At 36.0% G+C, this 20,202-nt stretch carries 17 protein-coding genes; 2 read left to right on the top strand and 15 right to left on the bottom strand.

Features of this window, described 5'->3' with window-relative positions; genetic code table 11:
* Positions 1 to 5: 5 nt before the first annotated feature.
* A complete protein-coding gene (locus tag EQG63_RS03605) occupies positions 6 to 938 on the bottom strand; it encodes a PorP/SprF family type IX secretion system membrane protein (RefSeq protein WP_129434514.1) in 933 nt (310 codons plus the stop codon).
* 65 nt (positions 939 to 1,003) lie between these two features.
* Positions 1,004 to 6,463 carry a fibronectin type III domain-containing protein gene (locus tag EQG63_RS03600; protein ID WP_129434512.1) on the bottom strand — a complete coding sequence of 1,820 codons (5,460 nt, stop codon included), beginning with the start codon at positions 6,461 to 6,463 and terminating at the stop codon, positions 1,004 to 1,006.
* Between the two features lie 164 nt (positions 6,464 to 6,627).
* Here EQG63_RS03600 and hflX point away from each other — a divergent pair, with 164 nt between their 5' ends.
* A complete protein-coding gene (gene hflX, locus EQG63_RS03595) occupies positions 6,628 to 7,854 on the top strand; it encodes a GTPase HflX (protein ID WP_129435272.1) in 1,227 nt (408 codons plus the stop codon).
* 48 nt (positions 7,855 to 7,902) lie between these two features.
* Here the strand turns inward: hflX and EQG63_RS03590 are convergent, their stop codons facing one another.
* The 7 genes from EQG63_RS03590 to EQG63_RS03560 are packed head-to-tail and all read right to left on the bottom strand — an operon-like array spanning position 7,903 to position 12,446.
* Positions 7,903 to 8,793: a DUF3078 domain-containing protein gene (locus EQG63_RS03590; protein WP_129434510.1), complete on the bottom strand. Its 891-nt coding sequence runs from the start codon at positions 8,791 to 8,793 to the stop codon at positions 7,903 to 7,905.
* Positions 8,794 to 8,837: 44 nt separating this feature from the next.
* Positions 8,838 to 9,344 carry a DUF2480 family protein gene (locus tag EQG63_RS03585; protein ID WP_129434508.1) on the bottom strand — a complete coding sequence of 169 codons (507 nt, stop codon included), beginning with the start codon at positions 9,342 to 9,344 and terminating at the stop codon, positions 8,838 to 8,840.
* Positions 9,345 to 9,350: 6 nt separating this feature from the next.
* Positions 9,351 to 9,896, bottom strand: a complete 546-nt coding sequence (locus tag EQG63_RS03580) for a GNAT family N-acetyltransferase (protein WP_129434506.1) — start codon at positions 9,894 to 9,896, stop codon at positions 9,351 to 9,353.
* Between the two features lie 7 nt (positions 9,897 to 9,903).
* Positions 9,904 to 10,227, bottom strand: a complete 324-nt coding sequence (locus EQG63_RS03575; RefSeq protein WP_129434504.1) for an SUF system Fe-S cluster assembly protein — start codon at positions 10,225 to 10,227, stop codon at positions 9,904 to 9,906.
* Between the two features lie 45 nt (positions 10,228 to 10,272).
* Positions 10,273 to 10,692, bottom strand: coding sequence for a SufE family protein (locus EQG63_RS03570; protein WP_129434502.1), 420 nt, complete (start codon positions 10,690 to 10,692; stop codon positions 10,273 to 10,275).
* 10 nt (positions 10,693 to 10,702) lie between these two features.
* Positions 10,703 to 11,215, bottom strand: a complete 513-nt coding sequence (locus tag EQG63_RS03565; RefSeq protein WP_129434500.1) for a hypothetical protein — start codon at positions 11,213 to 11,215, stop codon at positions 10,703 to 10,705.
* Positions 11,216 to 11,231: 16 nt separating this feature from the next.
* Entirely contained in the window at positions 11,232 to 12,446 is a 1,215-nt protein-coding gene (locus EQG63_RS03560; RefSeq protein WP_129434499.1) for an aminotransferase class V-fold PLP-dependent enzyme, read from the bottom strand.
* Between the two features lie 165 nt (positions 12,447 to 12,611).
* Here EQG63_RS03560 and EQG63_RS03555 point away from each other — a divergent pair, with 165 nt between their 5' ends.
* Complete coding sequence (locus tag EQG63_RS03555; protein WP_129434497.1) at positions 12,612 to 13,949, top strand: serine hydrolase domain-containing protein; 1,338 nt, start codon at positions 12,612 to 12,614, stop codon at positions 13,947 to 13,949.
* Between the two features lie 4 nt (positions 13,950 to 13,953).
* On the opposite strand, the gene EQG63_RS03550 is transcribed toward EQG63_RS03555, so the two are convergent.
* The 6 genes from EQG63_RS03550 to sufB all read right to left on the bottom strand — a co-directional run bounded on the left by EQG63_RS03550 (position 13,954) and on the right by sufB (position 20,163).
* Entirely contained in the window at positions 13,954 to 15,039 is a 1,086-nt protein-coding gene (locus EQG63_RS03550) for a hypothetical protein (protein WP_129434495.1), read from the bottom strand.
* Positions 15,040 to 15,310: 271 nt separating this feature from the next.
* Entirely contained in the window at positions 15,311 to 16,627 is a 1,317-nt protein-coding gene (gene sufD / locus EQG63_RS03545) for a Fe-S cluster assembly protein SufD (RefSeq protein ID WP_129434493.1), read from the bottom strand.
* Positions 16,628 to 16,629: 2 nt separating this feature from the next.
* Positions 16,630 to 17,382, bottom strand: coding sequence for a Fe-S cluster assembly ATPase SufC (gene sufC, locus EQG63_RS03540; protein WP_129434491.1), 753 nt, complete (start codon positions 17,380 to 17,382; stop codon positions 16,630 to 16,632).
* A 19-nt stretch (positions 17,383 to 17,401) separates the two neighbouring features.
* Entirely contained in the window at positions 17,402 to 18,106 is a 705-nt protein-coding gene (locus tag EQG63_RS12325) for a DUF5684 domain-containing protein (RefSeq protein ID WP_206733253.1), read from the bottom strand.
* Positions 18,107 to 18,223: 117 nt separating this feature from the next.
* Positions 18,224 to 18,715 (bottom strand): flavodoxin family protein, encoded by a 492-nt coding sequence (locus EQG63_RS03530; protein WP_235827804.1) that lies wholly within the window; start codon positions 18,713 to 18,715, stop codon positions 18,224 to 18,226.
* Complete coding sequence (gene sufB, locus EQG63_RS03525; protein WP_129434487.1) at positions 18,715 to 20,163, bottom strand: Fe-S cluster assembly protein SufB; 1,449 nt, start codon at positions 20,161 to 20,163, stop codon at positions 18,715 to 18,717. The genes EQG63_RS03530 and sufB overlap by 1 nt, the downstream gene beginning before the upstream one ends.
* Between the last annotated feature and the right edge of the window lie 39 nt (positions 20,164 to 20,202).

The following is a 20,202-nucleotide window of genomic DNA, read 5'->3' as shown; positions in this document are numbered from 1 at the left end:
TTGTATTAGAAATAACGAGGAGAACTCGACACTTTTTTAGGGAAATTCAAATCAAATAATAAAATAACTTCGTGCGAAGATGGTGTTGCTATTTTCAAATCGGAAACAATATGATCATATGCATATCCAATACGCAAACCATCTGTTATTTTATAATTTACCATCGCACCAAAAGAATCTTGTAATCGATATGTTGCACCTAACTCAAACTTTTCAAAAAACAAGAAGTTTGTCGATACATCTAAAGAAGTTGGCGCATTAAACGCCGATTTAACCATAAAAAATGGTTTGAATTTTAAATTTGGGTTCAACTGAAACACATAACCTCCTGTGAAAAAGTAATGCAAAGCTTCAGTTCCAAATTTTAAAGCTTGACCACTTCTGTCAATATTCAAATGGTTGGATTTTAACATATTAGGCACCGAAAAAGCTAAATAATATTTATTGGTATAATAAAACAATCCAGACCCAATGTTTAAATAGGTTTTATTAATATTTTGAGAGAAAGCAGGGTCGTTTGGATCAGGTACATTAGCATAAACCTCATCAAATAAGCCTACTTTATGAAAAGTGGCACCCGCTTTAATACCCATTGCTAATTTGTGCTCACCCCCAAGATTTAAAGTGTAGGAAACATCTCCATACACATTGGTTTCATTAACAGGACCAATTTTATCGGAAATAGCTGAAAGCCCTAGACCCACATTTTTCCCTACTGGCGAATGCCCTGTAGCCGTAAAAGTAGTTGGAGAATCTTCAATATTTACCCATTGTTTTCTATATAATAAACCAATTGATAAATTTTCTTTTGAACCAGCATAAGCAGGATTAATCACGTTCATATTATACATATACTGAGTATAATGGGGATCTTGCTGTGCTTGTGTCTCCAGGAAGGAAACGAGTGAAACAATTGTTACGAAAAATAATTTTCTCATTTTTTATTATTATTTATAAGAAGCATAGTCTGCTATTTCATACAAACTATGCTCCTCTTTTATATTTATCTATTAATGTAAATCCAACCAGTTTTGTTTGCGCCATCATTTTGTTCAATTACAAAATAATAGGTTCCATCTGGAAGTGCATCACCTTTATCTGATTGACCTTTCCATTGGTTGGTGTAATTCGCATAGCTGTACACTTTTGTTCCATATCTGTTAAATATGCTCAATTGTTTTACACCTAATCCTTGTAAGTCAAAAAATTCATTATCACCATCTCCGTTAGGCGAAATTCCTTTTTGAATAATACAAAGAGTACTCACCACTCGGAACGTTTGTGTATCTACACATCCATCAGGAATCGTGGTAACACTTACGGTAAATGTATGAGGGAAACTTGTTGCCGGCATACCCAGTTGAGAAACATTTAAAGTATTTTGATTACCTCCAACGGTATCTCCATTAGAATTAGTCCATACATAATTCACGGAAGCTGGATCGTAAGAGTTTTCAAATGGCTTAGCCGTGATAATATAACTTACACCCTCACATTCTCCACTTGTCGTAATAGGAATATCTGCAGTATCTAATGAAACTTCTATTTGTTGTGAAGTTGAACATCCAAAATTAGAAACCACTACTTCATATGTACCAAATTGGGTCACAGAAATTGTACTTGTATTATTAGGGCTTGGTTGTGTTCCACCTCCTAATAAGGTCCATGTATAGGTTACATTTGGATCAGTCAGTGCAAAATTAGTTGGAGTAACAGAAAGTGTTGCAGCTTCGTTCACACATTTTATTTCATTTGTTGGAGTTATCGTAAAACTAGGAACAAAATTAACTGTAAATGACATTTGTATTGGAGTAACATTCGTACATCCATTCAATGTAATCACTACTTCGTATAATCCTGTTACATTCGGATTTATTTGACTTCCAGTTGCAGCAATTGGAACTCCGTTAATTGTCCAAGCATACGTTGCATCAGTCACTACGAAATTAGTTGGAACAACTGTAATAGTTGTGGTTGAAATTTCATTGGCACAAATGGTATTATCAGCATCGGAAGAAACTAACGTCGCTACTGGATTCGGATTAATTGTAATTGTAACCGATTCTTGTACTTGATTACATCCGTTGATAGGCGCAATAGTATTTGTAACTGTATAGGTACCTGGTGTACTTGCAGCTATATCAATCTCTCCTGTAACCGAATTAATAACCAATCCTGGGGTGGATGAGAAGGCTCCTGCAATCCCTAACCCAATAAAAGTTGGTAGTTGATTAACAGAATTTTGACAGAAAGAACTACTTGCATAGGCAAAGGTAGCAACAGGCATCGCCGAAATAGTAACATTGGCTGTATAACTACTATCTGGACATCCTCCAGAAGCAGCGATGTAATTTGTAACTACATAAGAACCAACTGTACTTGCCATTAAGTTTATCTCTCCTGTAACAGGATCGATAACTAACCCTGGTGTTGAAGAGAAAGTTCCTGCAATCCCTCCTCCAGAAAATATTGGAAATGGATTGGCAGCATTTTGACAATAAGGCATAGCCGAATAATTAAATGTACCCACTGCTGGTTGTGTAATGGTTACAGTAGTCGTAATTGGTGTCCCTGGACATCCTGCTACAAACACATTATAATTTACAGTATAGGTTCCCGCTAAACTAGTATTTGGCGTAATTGCACCAGTCGTAGAATTAATTGTTAATCCCGCAGGAGTTGCATAATAATATCCACCCGCAGTTCCTGTTTGTGTTACAGGTTGAGCTGCAGTTGTTGTTCTACAAAATGCCGGAGCACTATATGTAATTGTAGCCGATGCAGGATTTGAAATAGTAATACTCCATGTAGCTGTAGAAGAGTTACAATCGGTCGTTCCAGGAATAAAACTAGTTACGGTATATGTTCCGACAGTACTAGCAGCAATATCAATAACTCCAGAAGTAGGATTAATAATTAATCCAGGTGTACTAGAATAAGTACCCGCTGTTGATCCAACACCTAATGTTGGAGCTATTGTCGTAGTGCCTCCATCTTTACAATAAAAATTGCTAGGATAAGAAAAACGAGCAAACGGACAACAATCTAATGGTGCAGGACCAGAAGTTCGTGTAATTCTAATATAACCTCTTTTTCCTGGGTAACTACTCGTGGTAGTATAATTTGTAATCATGATTACATATACTTGTCCAGCAACTGCCCCATTTAAGGTAAAGGTTTCAGTGTCTGCAGCTGAGAAACTACATCCTAGCGGTGCTGGTCGAGTATTACCAACTGTTATAGACGAACAAGCAGTAGCTACATTCGGGAAAGGTCCCCAAGTAACATAATCAACATCTAAACCATTGGTCGCTGGATTAGAAAAGTCAGGTGCCGTACTTTGCTCCATAAAATAGGTATAATTACCATTGGTTTGTACGGTTAAATAGTAAAAAGTTGGTGATGGTGCCGATCCCAAACATCCAACAGTTGTAGTAGCAGTGCCACTAATTGGATTAGGGTTGGCAGGAACACCAACGTCATTTCTTAGGATAACAGCATTCACAGCACATACAGGGATGGCGTTATTACAATAAATAACTTTTGTCCCTACGCAAATTTCAAATCTTTTTGTAGAAACCGCAGTTCCAGGAGAATATACTCTAATTTTATAAGTTTCTCCAATTATTAAACCAGTTTCCATGCCTCCATTAGTCGTTCTACAACTAACTTGAGTTAATGTACCACAATCAGTTCCTCTATATAAAGAATAGTTAAGTCCTCCAGGAGCCGCATTTGGGAAAAACTGTGGACTTGTAACAGCCGAAACAGCTTCCAGTAAAGAAATATAGTGAGTTGTTGCGGTAGCCGTAAAATGGAACCAAACATCATCATTATCAGCCGTTGCGCCACAAGTATTCGCTTGTGTAGAAGCCGTTGCACCTGCAACCGTTCCAAAAACGGTTTGTGTACAATTTGTATTTTGGTTTACTGGAACGGGTTTCGAATTAATACACTCATCATTAATATCTGGAGTATTAAATGTTCCCACTGCAGACCAAGGACTGCTATCAGTTGACGAACAAACCGCTCTTACATAAAAATCATAACAAGTCACCGGTGTTAATCCAACAAATGTGTATGGCTTAACCGATGTAACCACACCACTTGGGTTAGGATTTGGTAAATCTCCTGGTGGAGTAGATCCACAAGGCAATATAATTACTTCCCAATTAGAAGCAGTTCCTCCGCCAGGGTTCGCTGGTTGTGTCCAGTTAACCATAGCCGTAAATGGAGTTACAGTAGTTGTTATTAAAGTAGTTGGTCTCGAACAAGTTGGTAAAGTTGTAAAATCTCCTACAACACTCCAAATACTTTTTTGAGTTGGACTACATACTGTTCTAATATAATATAAATAAGTTGTATTCGGATTTAATCCTGTTACAATAAAAGTACTTGTATTAACATTAGCAAATGTTGGTACTGTTCCCGCTGTTGGAGGCGGTGTTGGTGGATTTTGAGGTACCACATAAATATCCCATAGCGTTCCTCCGTTGGTAGCCCAACTTAAAGTTGCTCCTTGAGTGGTAGGCAATGTATCTACTAATGCCGTTGGCTCTAAACACGCAGGTGTCTGACAATCAAAAGTTCCTGAATATAATGGAGTAGTGGTACTCACTGATCCAGTATTAGGTAGTTTTGTAAATATCGTTTGTCCAAAATTGTTAATAATTTGAATCCCGATTTCAGTTGGACTTGCTCCTCCTGCTGTCCAGAATAATTCAAATGGTAATGTCTCACACAAAGGAACATTCACATTCAATGTTGTTCCTGTTGCCATTGTCAAAGTTTGAACAACAACATTATTTTGTTTTACTAACATTATTCCAGGATTCGTAGTACTATCCCATCCATCACCAAAAGTATCCGTCAATCTAAAAACGTATGTACATTTGTCTACGGCATTACAGATTTCAGTATTAAATAAGAAAGGTCCCGCCCAAGGGCTAAACAAACCTCCTCCACAATCTGCTCTTACCCAATATTGGTAAGCTGTTGCTGAAGTTAATCCTGTTGCTGGATAATTCGTATTTACTGTTGTAGGTGTTCCAGAACCAGCAGGAATTGCTGAACCGGCAGTTTGAATCGCCACTTCCCAATTTGTTGCTCCTGTTGGACCTACCCATGATAAGTTTGCAGTAGTTGTTGTAATAGTGTTAACCGACAATGTTGTTGGTGGTTCACAAAATTTTTGTTGTATGATTAAAGAGTAAGGTATTCCCGCTGCTGGTGTAGTACTTGATGATATTACAAACACATAGGTTTGACCTGCTACAACTGCTAAATTTGGAATAATTCTTGGTCCAGAGCCCGTATTGGCAACTCCGCCTACACAGGTGCCAGGGAAACTGGCACACCCATTATAAACAAACATACTTGACGAGGTAGCCCCGCCTCCAGGCGTCATTGTAGCCGTTATATTTCCGGTAAAAGTCGCAGTATAAGAATAGAATACTTCAGCACCTTGTAAATAATTCGTAGTGGTTGGTGTCGCCCCACAAAGAGCAACTCCTTGAATTGTATCTACATCATCGCCATATAAATTTGTATTACTATTAGTACTATAGGGTAATGCCGTAATATTTATAGGGGCACTACAGATAGATCCTGCAGGTGTTGTTGAAAAGTTAATTGGTCCTGCCCATTGGCTATAATTTCCACTACCACAATCGGCGCGTACGTAAAATTCGTATAAAGTTCCTGGAGTTAACCCAGTGTAGTTATAAGAAGTTGTTCCAACTGGAGTTCCAGGGCCTGTAGGCAAACCTGTTCCGGAAGGTTGTACAACAACTTCCCACTGCGTTGCAGATCCATTGTTTGTCCATCCTAATAAGGCAGAAGTTGGTGTAATGGTTCCAACAGTTAGTATATTTGGGTCTAAACATTGTTGAACCACTCTTGCTTCATCAATTAACCATCGATCTCCATCAATTGTACCGGTATCTTGAAAATTTGTTTTAACAAAAGCAATATAAAGTTGTGTTCCTGCTGGATAAGCAGCTAAACTTACCGTTTTTTCTTCATATACATTAAATGTAGCATTTAAAGTAGCTTCGGTCCAAGACTGAATAGTAGTATAAGCCCCTTGATTCGTTTGAGTTGGATTTGTAGAAACACGTATTTCATAAATCGATCCATTGTTTCCTGTTAACGTTTGACGAGTAAAGAATCGAAGTTGAGAGTTAGCACCGACCGTAATTTGTGGCGTTACTAACCAATCTATTGATGTATTTCCTGCTCCAATATTTTCGCGATCCATAATCGCCGCTTTGGCACCAGCATAAACTCTTGTTGGGTCTGTTGTTTCGGCCCAGCTTACACCTGTACCTGTACCATTGTCCATTGTAATCCAGTTTCCTGGCGTGGTTGGTGGGAAAGTAGCTCCTTCAAAACCTTCGTTTATTTGGGCAAAACTCAAATAAGGAAGAATCATCATGAAAAAACTAAAAGTAATTTTTTTCATATTATCTAAAATTCATTGGTTAGGTTAGTTAATCGTATAATTTGCCTAAAATAGTGATTTATGTTAATAAAGAGTCAAAAAAAAATATTTTTACCGATAAAGTGTTTGATTTAATCGATTAAATGCGTCTTTTATTCTGTAAATTTGCCATTCATAAAAGCAATATGTTAGAAAAAGTAGAACATAATTTTGAAAAAACAATTGTCGTTGGAATTGTAACCCAACAACAAAGTGAAGAAAAACTTAATGAATACCTTGACGAGTTAGAATTTTTAACTTTTACGGCTGGCGGTGAAGTGGTAAAACGTTTTTCACAAAAAATGGACAAACCCAATCCGAAGACTTTCGTAGGAACTGGAAAACTGGAAGACATCAAAACCTATATCGCCGAAAACCAAATAACAACAGTAATTTTTGATGATGAACTTACTCCTTCACAGCAAAAAAACATTACTCGTGAGCTGGATTGTAAGGTGTTAGACCGAACCAATCTTATTCTTGATATTTTTGCGCAACGTGCCGAAACTTCTTATGCAAGAACACAGGTGGAACTCGCACAATGTCAATATTTACTACCCCGTTTATCAGGAATGTGGACGCATTTGGAGCGTCAACGAGGGGGTATTGGAATGCGTGGTCCTGGAGAAACAGAAATTGAAACCGACCGCCGTATAGTTCGTGACAGAATCTCTTTATTGAAAGAAAAAATAAAAGTAATCGACAAACAGCAGTCGATTCAGCGAAGTAATCGGGGCGCTATGGTTCGCGTGGCTCTTGTTGGTTATACCAATGTGGGAAAATCGACTTTAATGAATGCAGTTGGGAAAAGCGAAGTGTTTGTAGAAAACAAATTGTTTGCAACTCTTGACACCACAGTTCGAAAAGTAGTCATCAAAAACCTTCCTTTTTTATTGTCGGATACCGTAGGATTTATTAGAAAATTACCCACTCAATTGGTAGATTCTTTCAAAAGTACCTTAGACGAAGTGCGCGAAGCCGATTTATTACTTCATGTAGTAGATATTTCACATCCCGAGTTTGAAGATCATATCGCTTCGGTAAATCAAATTTTACAAGACATTAAAAGTGCGGATAAGCCGACCATTATGGTTTTTAATAAAATAGATGCGTACAAACATCTTACCATTGATCCAGATGATTTAATGACCGAAAAAACGACCAAACACTATACTTTAGAAGAGTGGAAACAAACCTGGATGAGTAAACTTGGAGAAGACAATGCTTTATTTATTTCGGCCACCGAAAAAGAAAACTTTGAAGAATTCCGCAAGAAAGTATACGAATCAGTACGACAAATTCACATTACTCGATTTCCGTATAACAAATTTTTATATCCGGATTTCGAAGATGCTATCGAAAAAGAGGAATAAAAAAATGTTGCCTGAGGTTCTCGAAGGCAACATTTTTTTTTAAAACCCTTAAAAAGTATAATTAACTCCTAAACCGAATACTTCTCTAATTTGAAAGGCACCGACTGCATTGTCATCATAAATGGCTTGAAACGAAATATTGGTGGAAATATACTTGTTCACTTTCATAACTAAATTTGCTTGGTAATCGATATCGACATTTTGTGGTTTGTCTAGATAATTGGAGTATAAATTCAAAATATTTTCCCAAGAAATGTTTTCCATCACACTAAACTTATAATACCCCTGAATTCCAGCACCAAATTCAAATCGAGAAGATTCGCCTTGCTCTACGCCAAATGCTGCATTTAATTGTGTAAAATGAGGATGAACAAGAATCAAACGAGATGTCGCAGGAGCAAAATTCACTTTAAGGTTATCACTTTTCTTCCATAACATACCAGGTCCCGCTTGTAAATAAGCAGGTGAAAAGAAATGGGATATCTTAGCACCCGTTGCATCGTTACCGCTATCCATTTGTGTTTTAAAATTTACGAAAGCAGAATAAAACCAATATCCGGAAGCTTTTTTTCCTAACAAGGACGTCAATTCTAATCGGTCATCTGTTTTTTGAACATCGGCTCCTTTTAATTTATTCAAACCGTATGCGATAATAAATTTATTATCCCAAATCATCTCGGGAGTTTTATAATTGAAATCGTAATTCAATCCTATATTACCAGCCATATTGGATGTTCCACCAGCGCGCCAATCATTGTTGAATGCGGATTGATTAAAAAGAAATACAAAATTTCCAGCACGTTTCCAACCCATATTGGTGGTGTCTTTTGCTTTTGCTTCAGTTGCAGAAGTTATGTTTATCAATTCTTTTTCGGTCTTTTGAGCAAAAGAAAAAGCAGTCACAAATAAAAGTGAGCTCACTATAATTAACCTTTTCATAGCGTTTGAGTTTTTAAGTTCACTCAAATTTATGAAAATTTTTCTTATTTTTTTGATTTATAGAGGGGTACTGCAGAGCACGCTTCTCCATACATAATGCTCTTCGCATATTGTTGCAATTTTTCAATGGCAAAAATATAGGCCGATTCTGGAACTGGCTTTTTAGAACAACCTTTTAAGATAACAGGCTTATCTTGGTACTGTGAAAAGTCAATTTTAGCCATTTCGTCTTGGTATATCGAGGTTTCCAAATCAGTAGGGTTTCCTAAAACCACTTTTTTTGAAAAAGGAGCAACATAAGAAGCTACTAAAATGGAAGCCCAAGCAGGCAAAATAGCATCGGTAGTACAATTTATAGCTACATAATGTCCTTGGTATTGTTGCCAATTATAGTTTTTAAGTGCTTCACGAAAGTCTTTTTCTTTCAACAGAAAACCTTCTATCAGCCATTGTGAAATATCAATAGATGTACGAATACCTTCTTGATAATAGTCTTCTAAATCGAAAACCTCAAGTACCGAATTCGCAACTTTATTTACAATTTCTTCCATTTTTAATCAGCTTAATGCAATGTAATTATTTTTCGATAAAGACCAATAAACCATCGCAGTTTCTTTATGTATTTCTGCAAAACAAAATTTCTGCAACAAGTTTATCGAGGCACTATTTTCGAACAAACACTGCGCAGTTATTTCTTGTACCATTTCAATTGAAAATGCCCAACGAATCATTTCTCGGACGGCTTCTTCAGCAAATCCTTTACCTCTTTCTTCTTTTATGATCCCATAGCCAATATCGACGCTCTGCTTTTCATAATTAAAGCCTTTAAAGCCCAAATCACCTATAATCTCTGAAGTCTCTTTTTTAATGATCATCCAAGATTCAAAACCAGTCGGCGCTTCTACTTTAGAAAGGTTGTTAATGATTCTGGGTAGTGTTTCAATGACGTCCTCATCTGGCCAACCTATCCCTTTTTTCAATCCCATTTGGAACACATCATCAAAATTATTTTTTATCAGATTGTGACAGAGCTCTAAATTATATGGGATTAGGATTAATCTTTGAGTTTCTAACCGATTTTCGGTTAATTTTGGAACTTTCATTAAAAAATTAAAGCATTCCTAATTCTAGTTTGGCTTCTTCGCTCATTAAATCTTTAGACCAGGGCGGATCGAAGGTAATTTCGACTTCACAACCTTTTACTTCTCCGATTTTTTTGATTTTTTCTTCTACTTCTTTAGGTAGCGTTTCCGCTACGGGGCAGTTTGGTGATGTCAAGGTCATCAAAATTTTTACATCAAAATCTTCATTGACAAAAACATCATAAATCAATCCCAATTCGTAAATATCGACAGGAATTTCAGGATCGTAAATCGTTTTTAACACCTTTACTACTTCTTCTCCTAAATTGATTGTATCGTTAAATTCTTCCATTTTCTTTGTCATTGCGAGCTTGCGAAGCAATCTCTGTTTTATTAATTATCCTTTCGCTTGAAAAGCCAAAGCGTACATTTTTATTTTTTTAATCATAGATACCAAACCGTTAGCACGAGTAGGTGACAAATGTTCTTTTAATCCAATTTCATCTATAAAATCGGTATTCGCATCCAAAATCGCTTGTGGGGATTGATTGGAAAAAGTGCGAATTAAAATTCCGATGATTCCTTTGGTTAAAATCGCATCACTATCGGCTGTAAACACAATATTTCCGTCTTTTTCTTCAGCATGTACCCATACTTTCGATTGGCATCCCTTGATAATATTGTCTTCCGTTTTGTATTCTTCATTAATTAGCGGAAGTGATTTCCCTAACTCGATAATGTATTCGTAACGTTCCATCCAGTCGTCGAACATCGAAAATTCGTCTACTATGGAATCTTGTATTTCTTTAATTGTCATTTTGTTTTTCTTATTTCTGTTCGGTATAAGAAACCAATTTTTTTACTAATTTTTCAATTTCTGCAGGCGGAAATCCATGATCAAAACCTGCCGAATTGTATTCTTTCCCATCCACAACTACACGCATATCGGCATGAGGTGCACCATCATATTGACGTTTTTCGGTCGGTGCTTTCAAACTAGCCAATTTATCTAATGGAAGGTTTTTAATCAAACCTTTTAACTCGTCCGATTGCGCATTTGTCAAAGTAATTTTGGTAAATTCTTCCGAATCACGCTGGTTGGTAAAGGCTAATTGTGCTCCATCCCATTTTATTCTCAAATGGTAGCCCCTGGTGTTTGCCGAATATTCTAAAAGTGTTCCGATTTGTTCTTTCGTATTAGTTTCTACATTGGTTGGAAGTGTTGAAGCTTCCACATTTGTCATCATAGGCGCAGTGGTTTCATCGCTCGAAGCTTTTTTACACTTACAAGACGTTAACAATACAAGGACAGAAAACAGGGTCAATAGCGTCGATTTCATAGTTTTAATTTTTAAATTAAGAAAGCATCATTTTTGCTTTTTTAACGGCTTCTACAAATATATCAATTTCTTCTTTGGTATTATAGAACGAAAAACTGGCGCGAACTGTACCTGGAATATTGAAATAATTCATAATAGGTTGTGCACAATGATGTCCTGTGCGAACCGCTATCCCTAATTTATCTATAATCGTGCCAATATCATAGGGATGTATGCCTTCGATATTGAAAGAAATGACAGAAGTCTTCTTCTCAGAAGTTCCATATATTTTTAAGCCTTCTATTTCCAGTAATCTTTTAGTGGCATGCGCTAACAACTCTTTTTCTTGTTGTTGAATGTTTTCAAAACCTACTGCATTCAAATAATCGATGGCCGTTCCCAATACAATTCCATCGGCAATATTAGGCGTTCCTGCTTCAAATTTATGAGGCAATTCGGCGTAGGTTGTCTTTTCGAAAGTCACTTCTTTAATCATTTCACCGCCACCCATATAAGGCGGAAGTTTATTTAACCAGGCTTCTTTCCCATATAAAATCCCCACACCAGTGGGTCCACAAATTTTATGTCCAGAGAATACATAGAAATCACAATCTAAGGCTTGCACATCCGGTTTTAAATGCGGCGTAGCCTGAGCACCATCAATTAAAATAGCAGCGCCTACTTGGTGCGCTTTTTCAATCATGTATTCGATTGGATTAATGGTTCCCAACGCGTTGGAAATGTGATTAACCGCAACAATTTTAGTTTTATTAGATAGCAATCGGTCGTATTCCGACAGGATTAACTCTCCTTTTTCATTCATTGGAATGACTATTAGTTTGGCGCCTGTTTTTTCGCACAACATTTGCCAAGGCACAATATTACTGTGGTGTTCTAAAGCCGAAACCATTACCTCATCACCCTCTTTTAATAACGAAGCGAAACCATTGGTCACTAAATTAATACCTTGAGTGGTTCCCGAAGTAAAAATAACTTCATGGAGATACTGAGCATTAATATGTTTTTGTATTTTTTCACGAGAAGCTTCATAGGCATCGGTAGCCAACTGACTCAACGTATGTACGCCTCTATGAATATTGGCATTAATTTCTTCGTAGTATTTGGTAATCGCATCAATAACTACTCTGGGTTTTTGAGAAGTCGCACCATTATCGAAATATATCAAGGGTTTTCCATTTACTTTTTGAGTAAGTATAGGAAAATCAGCACGTATTTTTTGGATATCTAACATTTTGCTATTTAGAAAAATTCTAAACACAAAAGTAGATAAATAGCCACGAATACACGAATAATTTAATAATTCTTTTTATGTTCTTATCGTTTAACGAATAATTTCTATAGAATTCATTCGTGTATTCGTGGCAAATATATAAATTGCAGTAAATATTCTGTTTCTATGAAAAAAGCTTTTCGTTTTCTTGGTTTAGTCGTGTTGGCTGGAATTATTTATTACGGATTCGAAACGTATCCAAAATTGGACCTTATTTCAGGATTCGCTTCTAAAAGTGTGGCATCGGCGCATTTTTTAGACAACCGTTCGTTAGGAGTGATTGAAAAAGGAGATAACGACATCGATTTGATTGATTTGGCCAAAAACGAAATCAACGAAAAAGAAAAATTTGCAGAAGCTTCTGTTTACGGATTAAAGACCCGTCGTGCCATTTACCGTGAAGGCTTAGGTGCCGTATTGATCAATGCAGATTATGATGCTTCCAAACCTTATGATGTTCCGAAAAGGAATTTTACCCTAAACAAAAACATTCCGTTTCCTTATGGCGATGGCGAAGCCGAAAAACCCACTTTTACGAATGTGGATTACAAACGAATTGACGCCGCCTTACACCAAGCATTTGAAGCCAATATTGAAGGTAAAAAAACAAGTCGTGGAATTGTAGTAGTGTATAAAGACAAAATTATTGGTGAAAAATATGCTCCCGGATTTACTAAAGATTCCCGTTTGTTGGGTTGGTCAATGACTAAAAGTATTACGGCTACACTATTTGGCATTTTACAAAAACAAGGCCAACTGAAGGTTACGCAACCAGCCCCAATTGCCGAGTGGCAAAAAGATGAACGTAAAAACATTACCCTACACAATTTATTACAAATGAATTCTGGTTTGGAATGGGACGAGGATTACGGAAAAATATCGGATGTGACCAAAATGTTGTTTCAAGAAAGCGACATGTCAAAATCACAAATCAACAAACCTCTGGTAGGAAAACCAAATGCTACGTGGAATTATTCTTCAGGAACTACCAATTTATTATCAGGAATTCTTCGCCAACAATTTAAAACACATCAAGAATATTTGGATTTTTGGTACAGTGCTTTGATTGACAAAATCGGGATGCACTCGATGTTAGTGGAAGCCGATTTGGAAGGCAATTATATTGGGTCTTCTTATGCCTGGGCTAACGCTCGCGACTGGGCCAAATTTGGCTTATTATACCTCCACAATGGGAATTGGAACGGCGAACAACTGTTTGACCCCACTTGGTCGAAATATGTGGCGACGCCTACTCCTACTTCCGACAAACAATACGGGGCACAATTTTGGCTAAATGCCGGAGCTAAAATGCCCGATTGTCCCAAAGACATTTATTACGCGGATGGTTTTCAGGGACAACGCGTTTTCGTAATACCGTCACACGAAATGGTGATTGTACGTTTAGGAACAGGACATATTGATTTGAATGCCTTGGTAAAAGAAGTATTAGCAAGTGTGAAGTAATGTGTTATTTGAAATATGTGACAGATTTACCATCAAAATAACCAATCCCATTGTTTGATGATAAAAACACTATCTCTTTTTCTCCGATGAATTCGAATTTAATTACATTCATTTGATAACCTACAGAATTTGCTAATCCTGGAGTCCAAATTATCCAAGGTTTGAAAACAAATTCTTTAGAGCAACCATCTACTTTTTCAATAAATTTCCAAAAACCATTGTTTGTATAATAATAAATATGCTTGTCGTAAGGATTAAAAGTAACTCCTCCTAAATACTCTAATGATTCTTTATATCCAGCTAGAGTAAATGTTTTTATTTCACCTGAGGTATCATAATAATTCCTTATGGTATCTTTGTAAACTTTGTGCTCTAAAACATCGGACAAATCAACACTTTTATAAAAGTCTTTCCCTAAAGTTTTATTCATTTTAACCAATTTAGACGAAAAAGAAAAATGCATTAAACTTTCTGAAATAAAAATATCTCCTTTTTCATTTTGAGCAACCCCTTTTATATTAGATATGTCAAGGTTGTGAGGAAATTTAATTAGAGTATCATTTCCAATTATTTTCATTTTTTCAGGAAACTCTTTAAACAATTTTGAAGAATTATGTTCCCATACATCATATTTATCATCATATAGGGACGACAAGCTTTCATCTGAATAAAATTCTTTAGAATTTAAATCAAAAAAACAAAGTGTTCCTCCCCATTCTCCTGCATCATAACCAAACCAAACTCTTTGTTCTTTATCTAAAAAAACAACATCCATAGGAATCAGATATTTTGCTTTAATTGCTTTACCAATCTGATTATACATTTTTGATTTTTTGTCTGGAACAAAGTTTTGGTTTTTAAAACGTATGTTAAACTTTGAAACTACAACCAAATTATCATTTTTGTCAATTAAAATTTTAAATACACTTCCTTCAACAGTATCTTTTTTAATAAGTTTACCACTTTTTGTTCTTTTAAAAATACTACCTTGTTTTTCAGCAATGACTAATTCTCCTTTTGATGTTTTAGCTAAAGCCGTAATGTCTTTCTGAAGAAATTTTACTTTCTCTTTCTCTAAATCAAATACCACCAAACTATCTCCTTTTGTAATGACGTAAACGAATTTATCAATAGCGACAAAATCTTTATAGTTAGTGTTTAACAAATTAACTCGCTTGGCATAAACACTATCCTTTTTTACTTGAGAAAAAAGAAAATTTGAAAGACAGATGAAGAAAAGGAAAATTGCTTTTTTCAAAATATATATTGATTATGGTTTTAATTGTAAGATGATCATTTAAACAAAAAGGTTGGGAAGCAAGTATAATAAATAAATAAACCGCCAATTGGCGGTTCATATCTTACAAATCAAATCCCATTTTCACTCCTAATTTTTCGGCAATGATTCGGGCGATTTTCGCTTTTAATTCTGGTATTTTAATACTCGCTGTCACTTCACTGGTAAAAGCATACATTAATAAGGCTTTGGCTTCTTTCTTCGGAATACCACGTTGTTGCATGTAGAACATCGCGCTGTCATCCAACTGACCAATGGTACATCCGTGGGAACATTTTACATCGTCTGCAAAAATTTCCAATTGCGGTTTGGCATTGATCGTCGCCTTATCACTCAACAAAATATTATTATTTTGCTGAAAAGCGTCGGTTTTTTGTGCTTCCTTTTCTACGAAAATCTTACCGTTGAATACACCAGTAGCATTTCCATCCAAAATCGTTTTATAATTCTGATGGCTTTCGCAATTTGGTGTGGCATGTTGTACCAAAGTATAGTGATCAACGTGCTGTTTGTCAGCAATAATGGTAATTCCTTTTAAGGTAGAATCGATACGTTCGCCTTGGTGGTAGAAGTTCAGATTGTTTCTGGTAATATTTCCACCAAACGAAAAGGTGTGCACCGAAACATGGCTTTCTTGTTTTTGAGCAATGTAGGTATTGTCAATTAAATTGGCCGTTTGCACGTCGTTTTGAATTTTATAATAATCGACTATCGCACGTTTTTGAGCAAAAACTTCTGTAACCGAATTGGTCAACACTGGGTTTTCATTCAAGCTATGATGACGCTCCACAATTTGAACGTGGGCATTTTCATTCACCACAATCAGATTACGCGGTTGCACCATTAACGCATTTTCTACACCTGTCGAAAAATAGATAATTTCAATAGGTTTTTCCACCACTTTGCTTTTCGGAATATTGATGTAGGCTCCTTCTAATGAAAAGGCCGTGTTTAACGAGGTCAAACTGTCTTCTGTATTCGCAATTTGATTAAAATAGGTATCGATAACCATTTTATATTTGGGCTTGGTTAATGCCGATGACATCAAACAAACATCCAATCCGTCATGTGTCGTAGAAGACAAAAATGAACTGAATATACCGTCAATAAAAACCACTTTATAAGTGTCGATTTCGTGTAAGAAGAACTTTTTTACTTCTTTAAACTCGATGGTATTTTCTTTCTTTGGGAATACGCTAAAGTCATTTTTCAGAATAGCATTTAGCGAGGTATATTTCCAAGCTTCTTCTTTTTTAGTAGGAAAGCCTTTTGCTTCAAAATTCTTGATGGCATTGTTTCGTACTTCGTGAAGTTCTGATGTGGTATCAATTTTCTCCTCGAAGGCCATGAATGACGAGATTAATTTTTCTTTCAACTCCATTTTTATACCTCTTGTTCTTGTTTAATCCAATCGTATCCTCTTTCTTCTAACTCTAAAGCCAAAGAAGCATCTCCCGATTTTACAATTTTTCCGTCCATTAATACGTGAACGAAATCAGGAACGATATAATCTAGCAAACGTTGGTAGTGCGTAATGACTAAGACCGCATTGCTTTCATTTTTTAATTTATTTACACCATTGGCAACAATACGTAACGCATCGATATCCAAACCAGAATCGGTTTCGTCCAAAATTGCGATTTTAGGCTCTAACATTGCCATTTGGAAGATTTCATTACGTTTCTTTTCACCACCCGAAAAACCTTCGTTTAAAGAACGAGATAAAAACTTACGATCCATTTCCAATAATTCGGATTTCTCACGGATTAATTTCAACATTTCGTTCGCCGGCATTTCTTCTTTACCATTGGCTTTACGACTTTCGTTGATGGCTGTTTTGATAAAGTTCGTTACCGAAACACCCGGAATTTCTACAGGGTATTGAAACGAAAGAAAGATTCCTTTGTGTGCTCGTTCTTCAGGAGCCAATTCTGAAATTTCTTCTCCATCCAAAAAGATTTCTCCTTCCGATACTTCGTAGTTTTCATTTCCAGCAATGATAGAAGACAACGTCGATTTTCCAGCACCGTTGGGTCCCATAATCGCATGAACTTCTCCTGCTTTTATTTCCAGGTTAATCCCTTTTAATATTTCCTTATCTTCAACAGAAGCGTGTAAATTTTTTATTTGTAACATTCTAATTTATTTTATTTTTTTAATCAAACCCGTATTCATCATCTCCAAATCCTAATATCGGATAATATATAAATGGTAGTAAAATCAAGCCAAACACAAAAGTATCATACTTCCCAAATTTCTTAGATAACGCATTGGTCACTAAAATTGACATAACAATATTCACAAATGGAATAAGGAACAATAAAAACCACCAGTCAGGTTTTTGAGTTATTTTTAGCATCACGATGATGTTATAAATCGGAACTATTGAGGCCCATCCTTTTTCACCCGCTTTTTCAAAAATTTTCCACATCGCCATTATATTAATTGCAATTGTGAAAACTATTATGGCGAGAATAAAAAGATAAAAGATATCTTCCGTGAAAACGTCTATGAAAAAAGATGAAAATTCAAAACCATCATAAACACCCAATATGATAAACTTTATAAGGCATAATGAAACATAAATGATTACCCCTATATTCACTATCTCTTTAAACTCAATTGACTGATATACTTTTTTAAAATCCTTATAGAAAAAGAAAACCGCCGAAAAAAGTAATGCTGCATTAATTAAACCGATTACTGTCCCAAAATTCATTCTGGAATCTGAATAATAATCATTTTGAAATTGATGTTCAATATACCAATTTGAAGCTATCCCAAAAATTAAATATGCCAATAAGCAAAATGATGATCTTAGGAAAACTTTTTTAGAAAAATACTTATTTATAAATTCCATATATAACTTCTTATCCAACACTTCCTTCTAATGAAACTTCAATTGTTAATTTATTCAATCTTTTTTTGTCTTCTACAGAAGCATGCAAATTTTTAATTGATAACATTGTCCTTTATTTTATAAGAAAGCTAATTCTATATTTTGTGTTTCTTCGGGTATATCGGCATTAAAATGCTTACTTCCCAGATAATCCATTCCTAAATACTCGGCAGATTTTACAAACGGAATGTAAAAATTGTAATCCAATTCGCTTTCAAAATCGTGTGAATTGGATATCACCGCCATTTTTTTTCCTCTTAATTTTCTTCCCCATTCTTTTTCGATGCGTATCAAATCTGAAAAACGATCAAAAAAGACTTTCATAATACCACTCATGCTGTACCAGTAAATAGGTGTGGCAAAAATTAGGGTATCGTATTTTTCAATAATTCCTTTTATCAAAGGCAAAAAATCATCATTTCTGTTCGTACTTTCATAATCGTAATAAGAGAAATTGTGATCACTTAAGTTTACCACATCAATCTCAAATTGAGAAGCAACCGCTTCAATAATTCTAGTAGTATTCCCGTTTTTACGTGACGAACCGACGATGATTACCTTATTACTCATTATCCCACCGAGCCTTCTAAAGAAATTTCCAATAATTTTTGAGCCTCTACAGCAAATTCCATCGGTAATTTATTCAATACTTCTTTGCTGAATCCGTTTACGATAAGCGCAATTGCTTTTTCAGTTGGAATACCACGTTGGTTGCAATAAAACACCTGGTCTTCCCCAATTTTGGAAGTCGTGGCCTCGTGTTCGATTTTAGCCGACGTATTCTTAGATTCGATATATGGGAAAGTATGCGCCCCACAATTGTTACCCATTAACAACGAGTCACATTGCGAGAAGTTACGCGCATTTTCGGCACGGGAACTAATTTGTACTAAACCTCTATAACTGTTTTGTGATTTTCCGGCTGAGATACCTTTAGAAATAATGGTCGATTTGGTGTTTTTACCCAAATGAATCATTTTCGTTCCAGTATCGGCTTGTTGGAAATTGTTAGTTACGGCAATCGAATAGAATTCTCCAATCGAGTTATCCCCTTTTAAAATACATGAAGGATATTTCCAGGTTACAGCAGAACCCGTTTCTACTTGTGTCCACGAAATTTTGGCGTTTTTCTCGCACAACCCTCTTTTGGTCACAAAGTTAAACACCCCACCTTTCCCTTCTTTATTTCCAGGGTACCAATTTTGTACCGTTGAATATTTGATTTCGGCATCGTCAAGCGCAATAAGTTCTACTACTGCAGCATGCAATTGATTTTCATCACGACTTGGCGCGGTACAACCTTCCAAATAGGAAACATAACTGCCTTCATCGGCAATTACTAACGTACGCTCAAACTGACCAGTTCCACCTTGATTGATACGGAAATAGGTCGACAATTCCATGGGACATTTCACTCCTTTCGGAATGTAACAGAAGGATCCATCAGAGAAAACCGCCGAATTTAAAGCCGCATAAAAATTGTCTTTTTGTGGCACAACCGAACCAATGTATTTTTGAACCAATTCGGGATGTTCTTTAATCGCTTCCGAAATTGGACAAAAGATAATTCCTTTTTCCGCCAATGTTTTTTTGAAAGTTGTCGCTACCGAAACAGAATCGACCACAATATCCATAGCGATATTGTTCATTTTCTTTTGTTCATCGATAGAAATTCCTAGCTTTTTATACATTTCCAACAATTCCGAATCGACATCGTCTAAGGTTTTGTTTGGATCTGCTTTTTTGGGTGCCGAATAGTAAGCGATAGCTTGAAAATCCGGTTTTTGATACTGCACATTTGCCCATTCTGGTTCTTCCATTTCCTGCCAAGCGCGGAAAGCTTCCAAACGCCAATCAGTCATCCATTGTGGTTCTTCTTTTTTCAAAGAAATAGCACGAACAATATCTTCATTTAAGCCAATAGGAAAGGTTTCCGATTGTAATTCGGTGTAAAATCCGTATTCGTATTCTTTGTTTTCGAGTTCGACTTTTAAATCGTCTTCTGTATATTTTGACATTTTTTTAGTTTTGAAACTTGACTAGATTTGTTAAACCTG

It is taken from the genome of Flavobacterium amnicola (assembly GCF_004122165.1).
GTDB classification, from domain to species: domain Bacteria; phylum Bacteroidota; class Bacteroidia; order Flavobacteriales; family Flavobacteriaceae; genus Flavobacterium; species Flavobacterium amnicola.
Note: the sequence above shows the minus strand (reverse complement) of the source record. Positions and strands in the feature narration are given on the sequence as shown.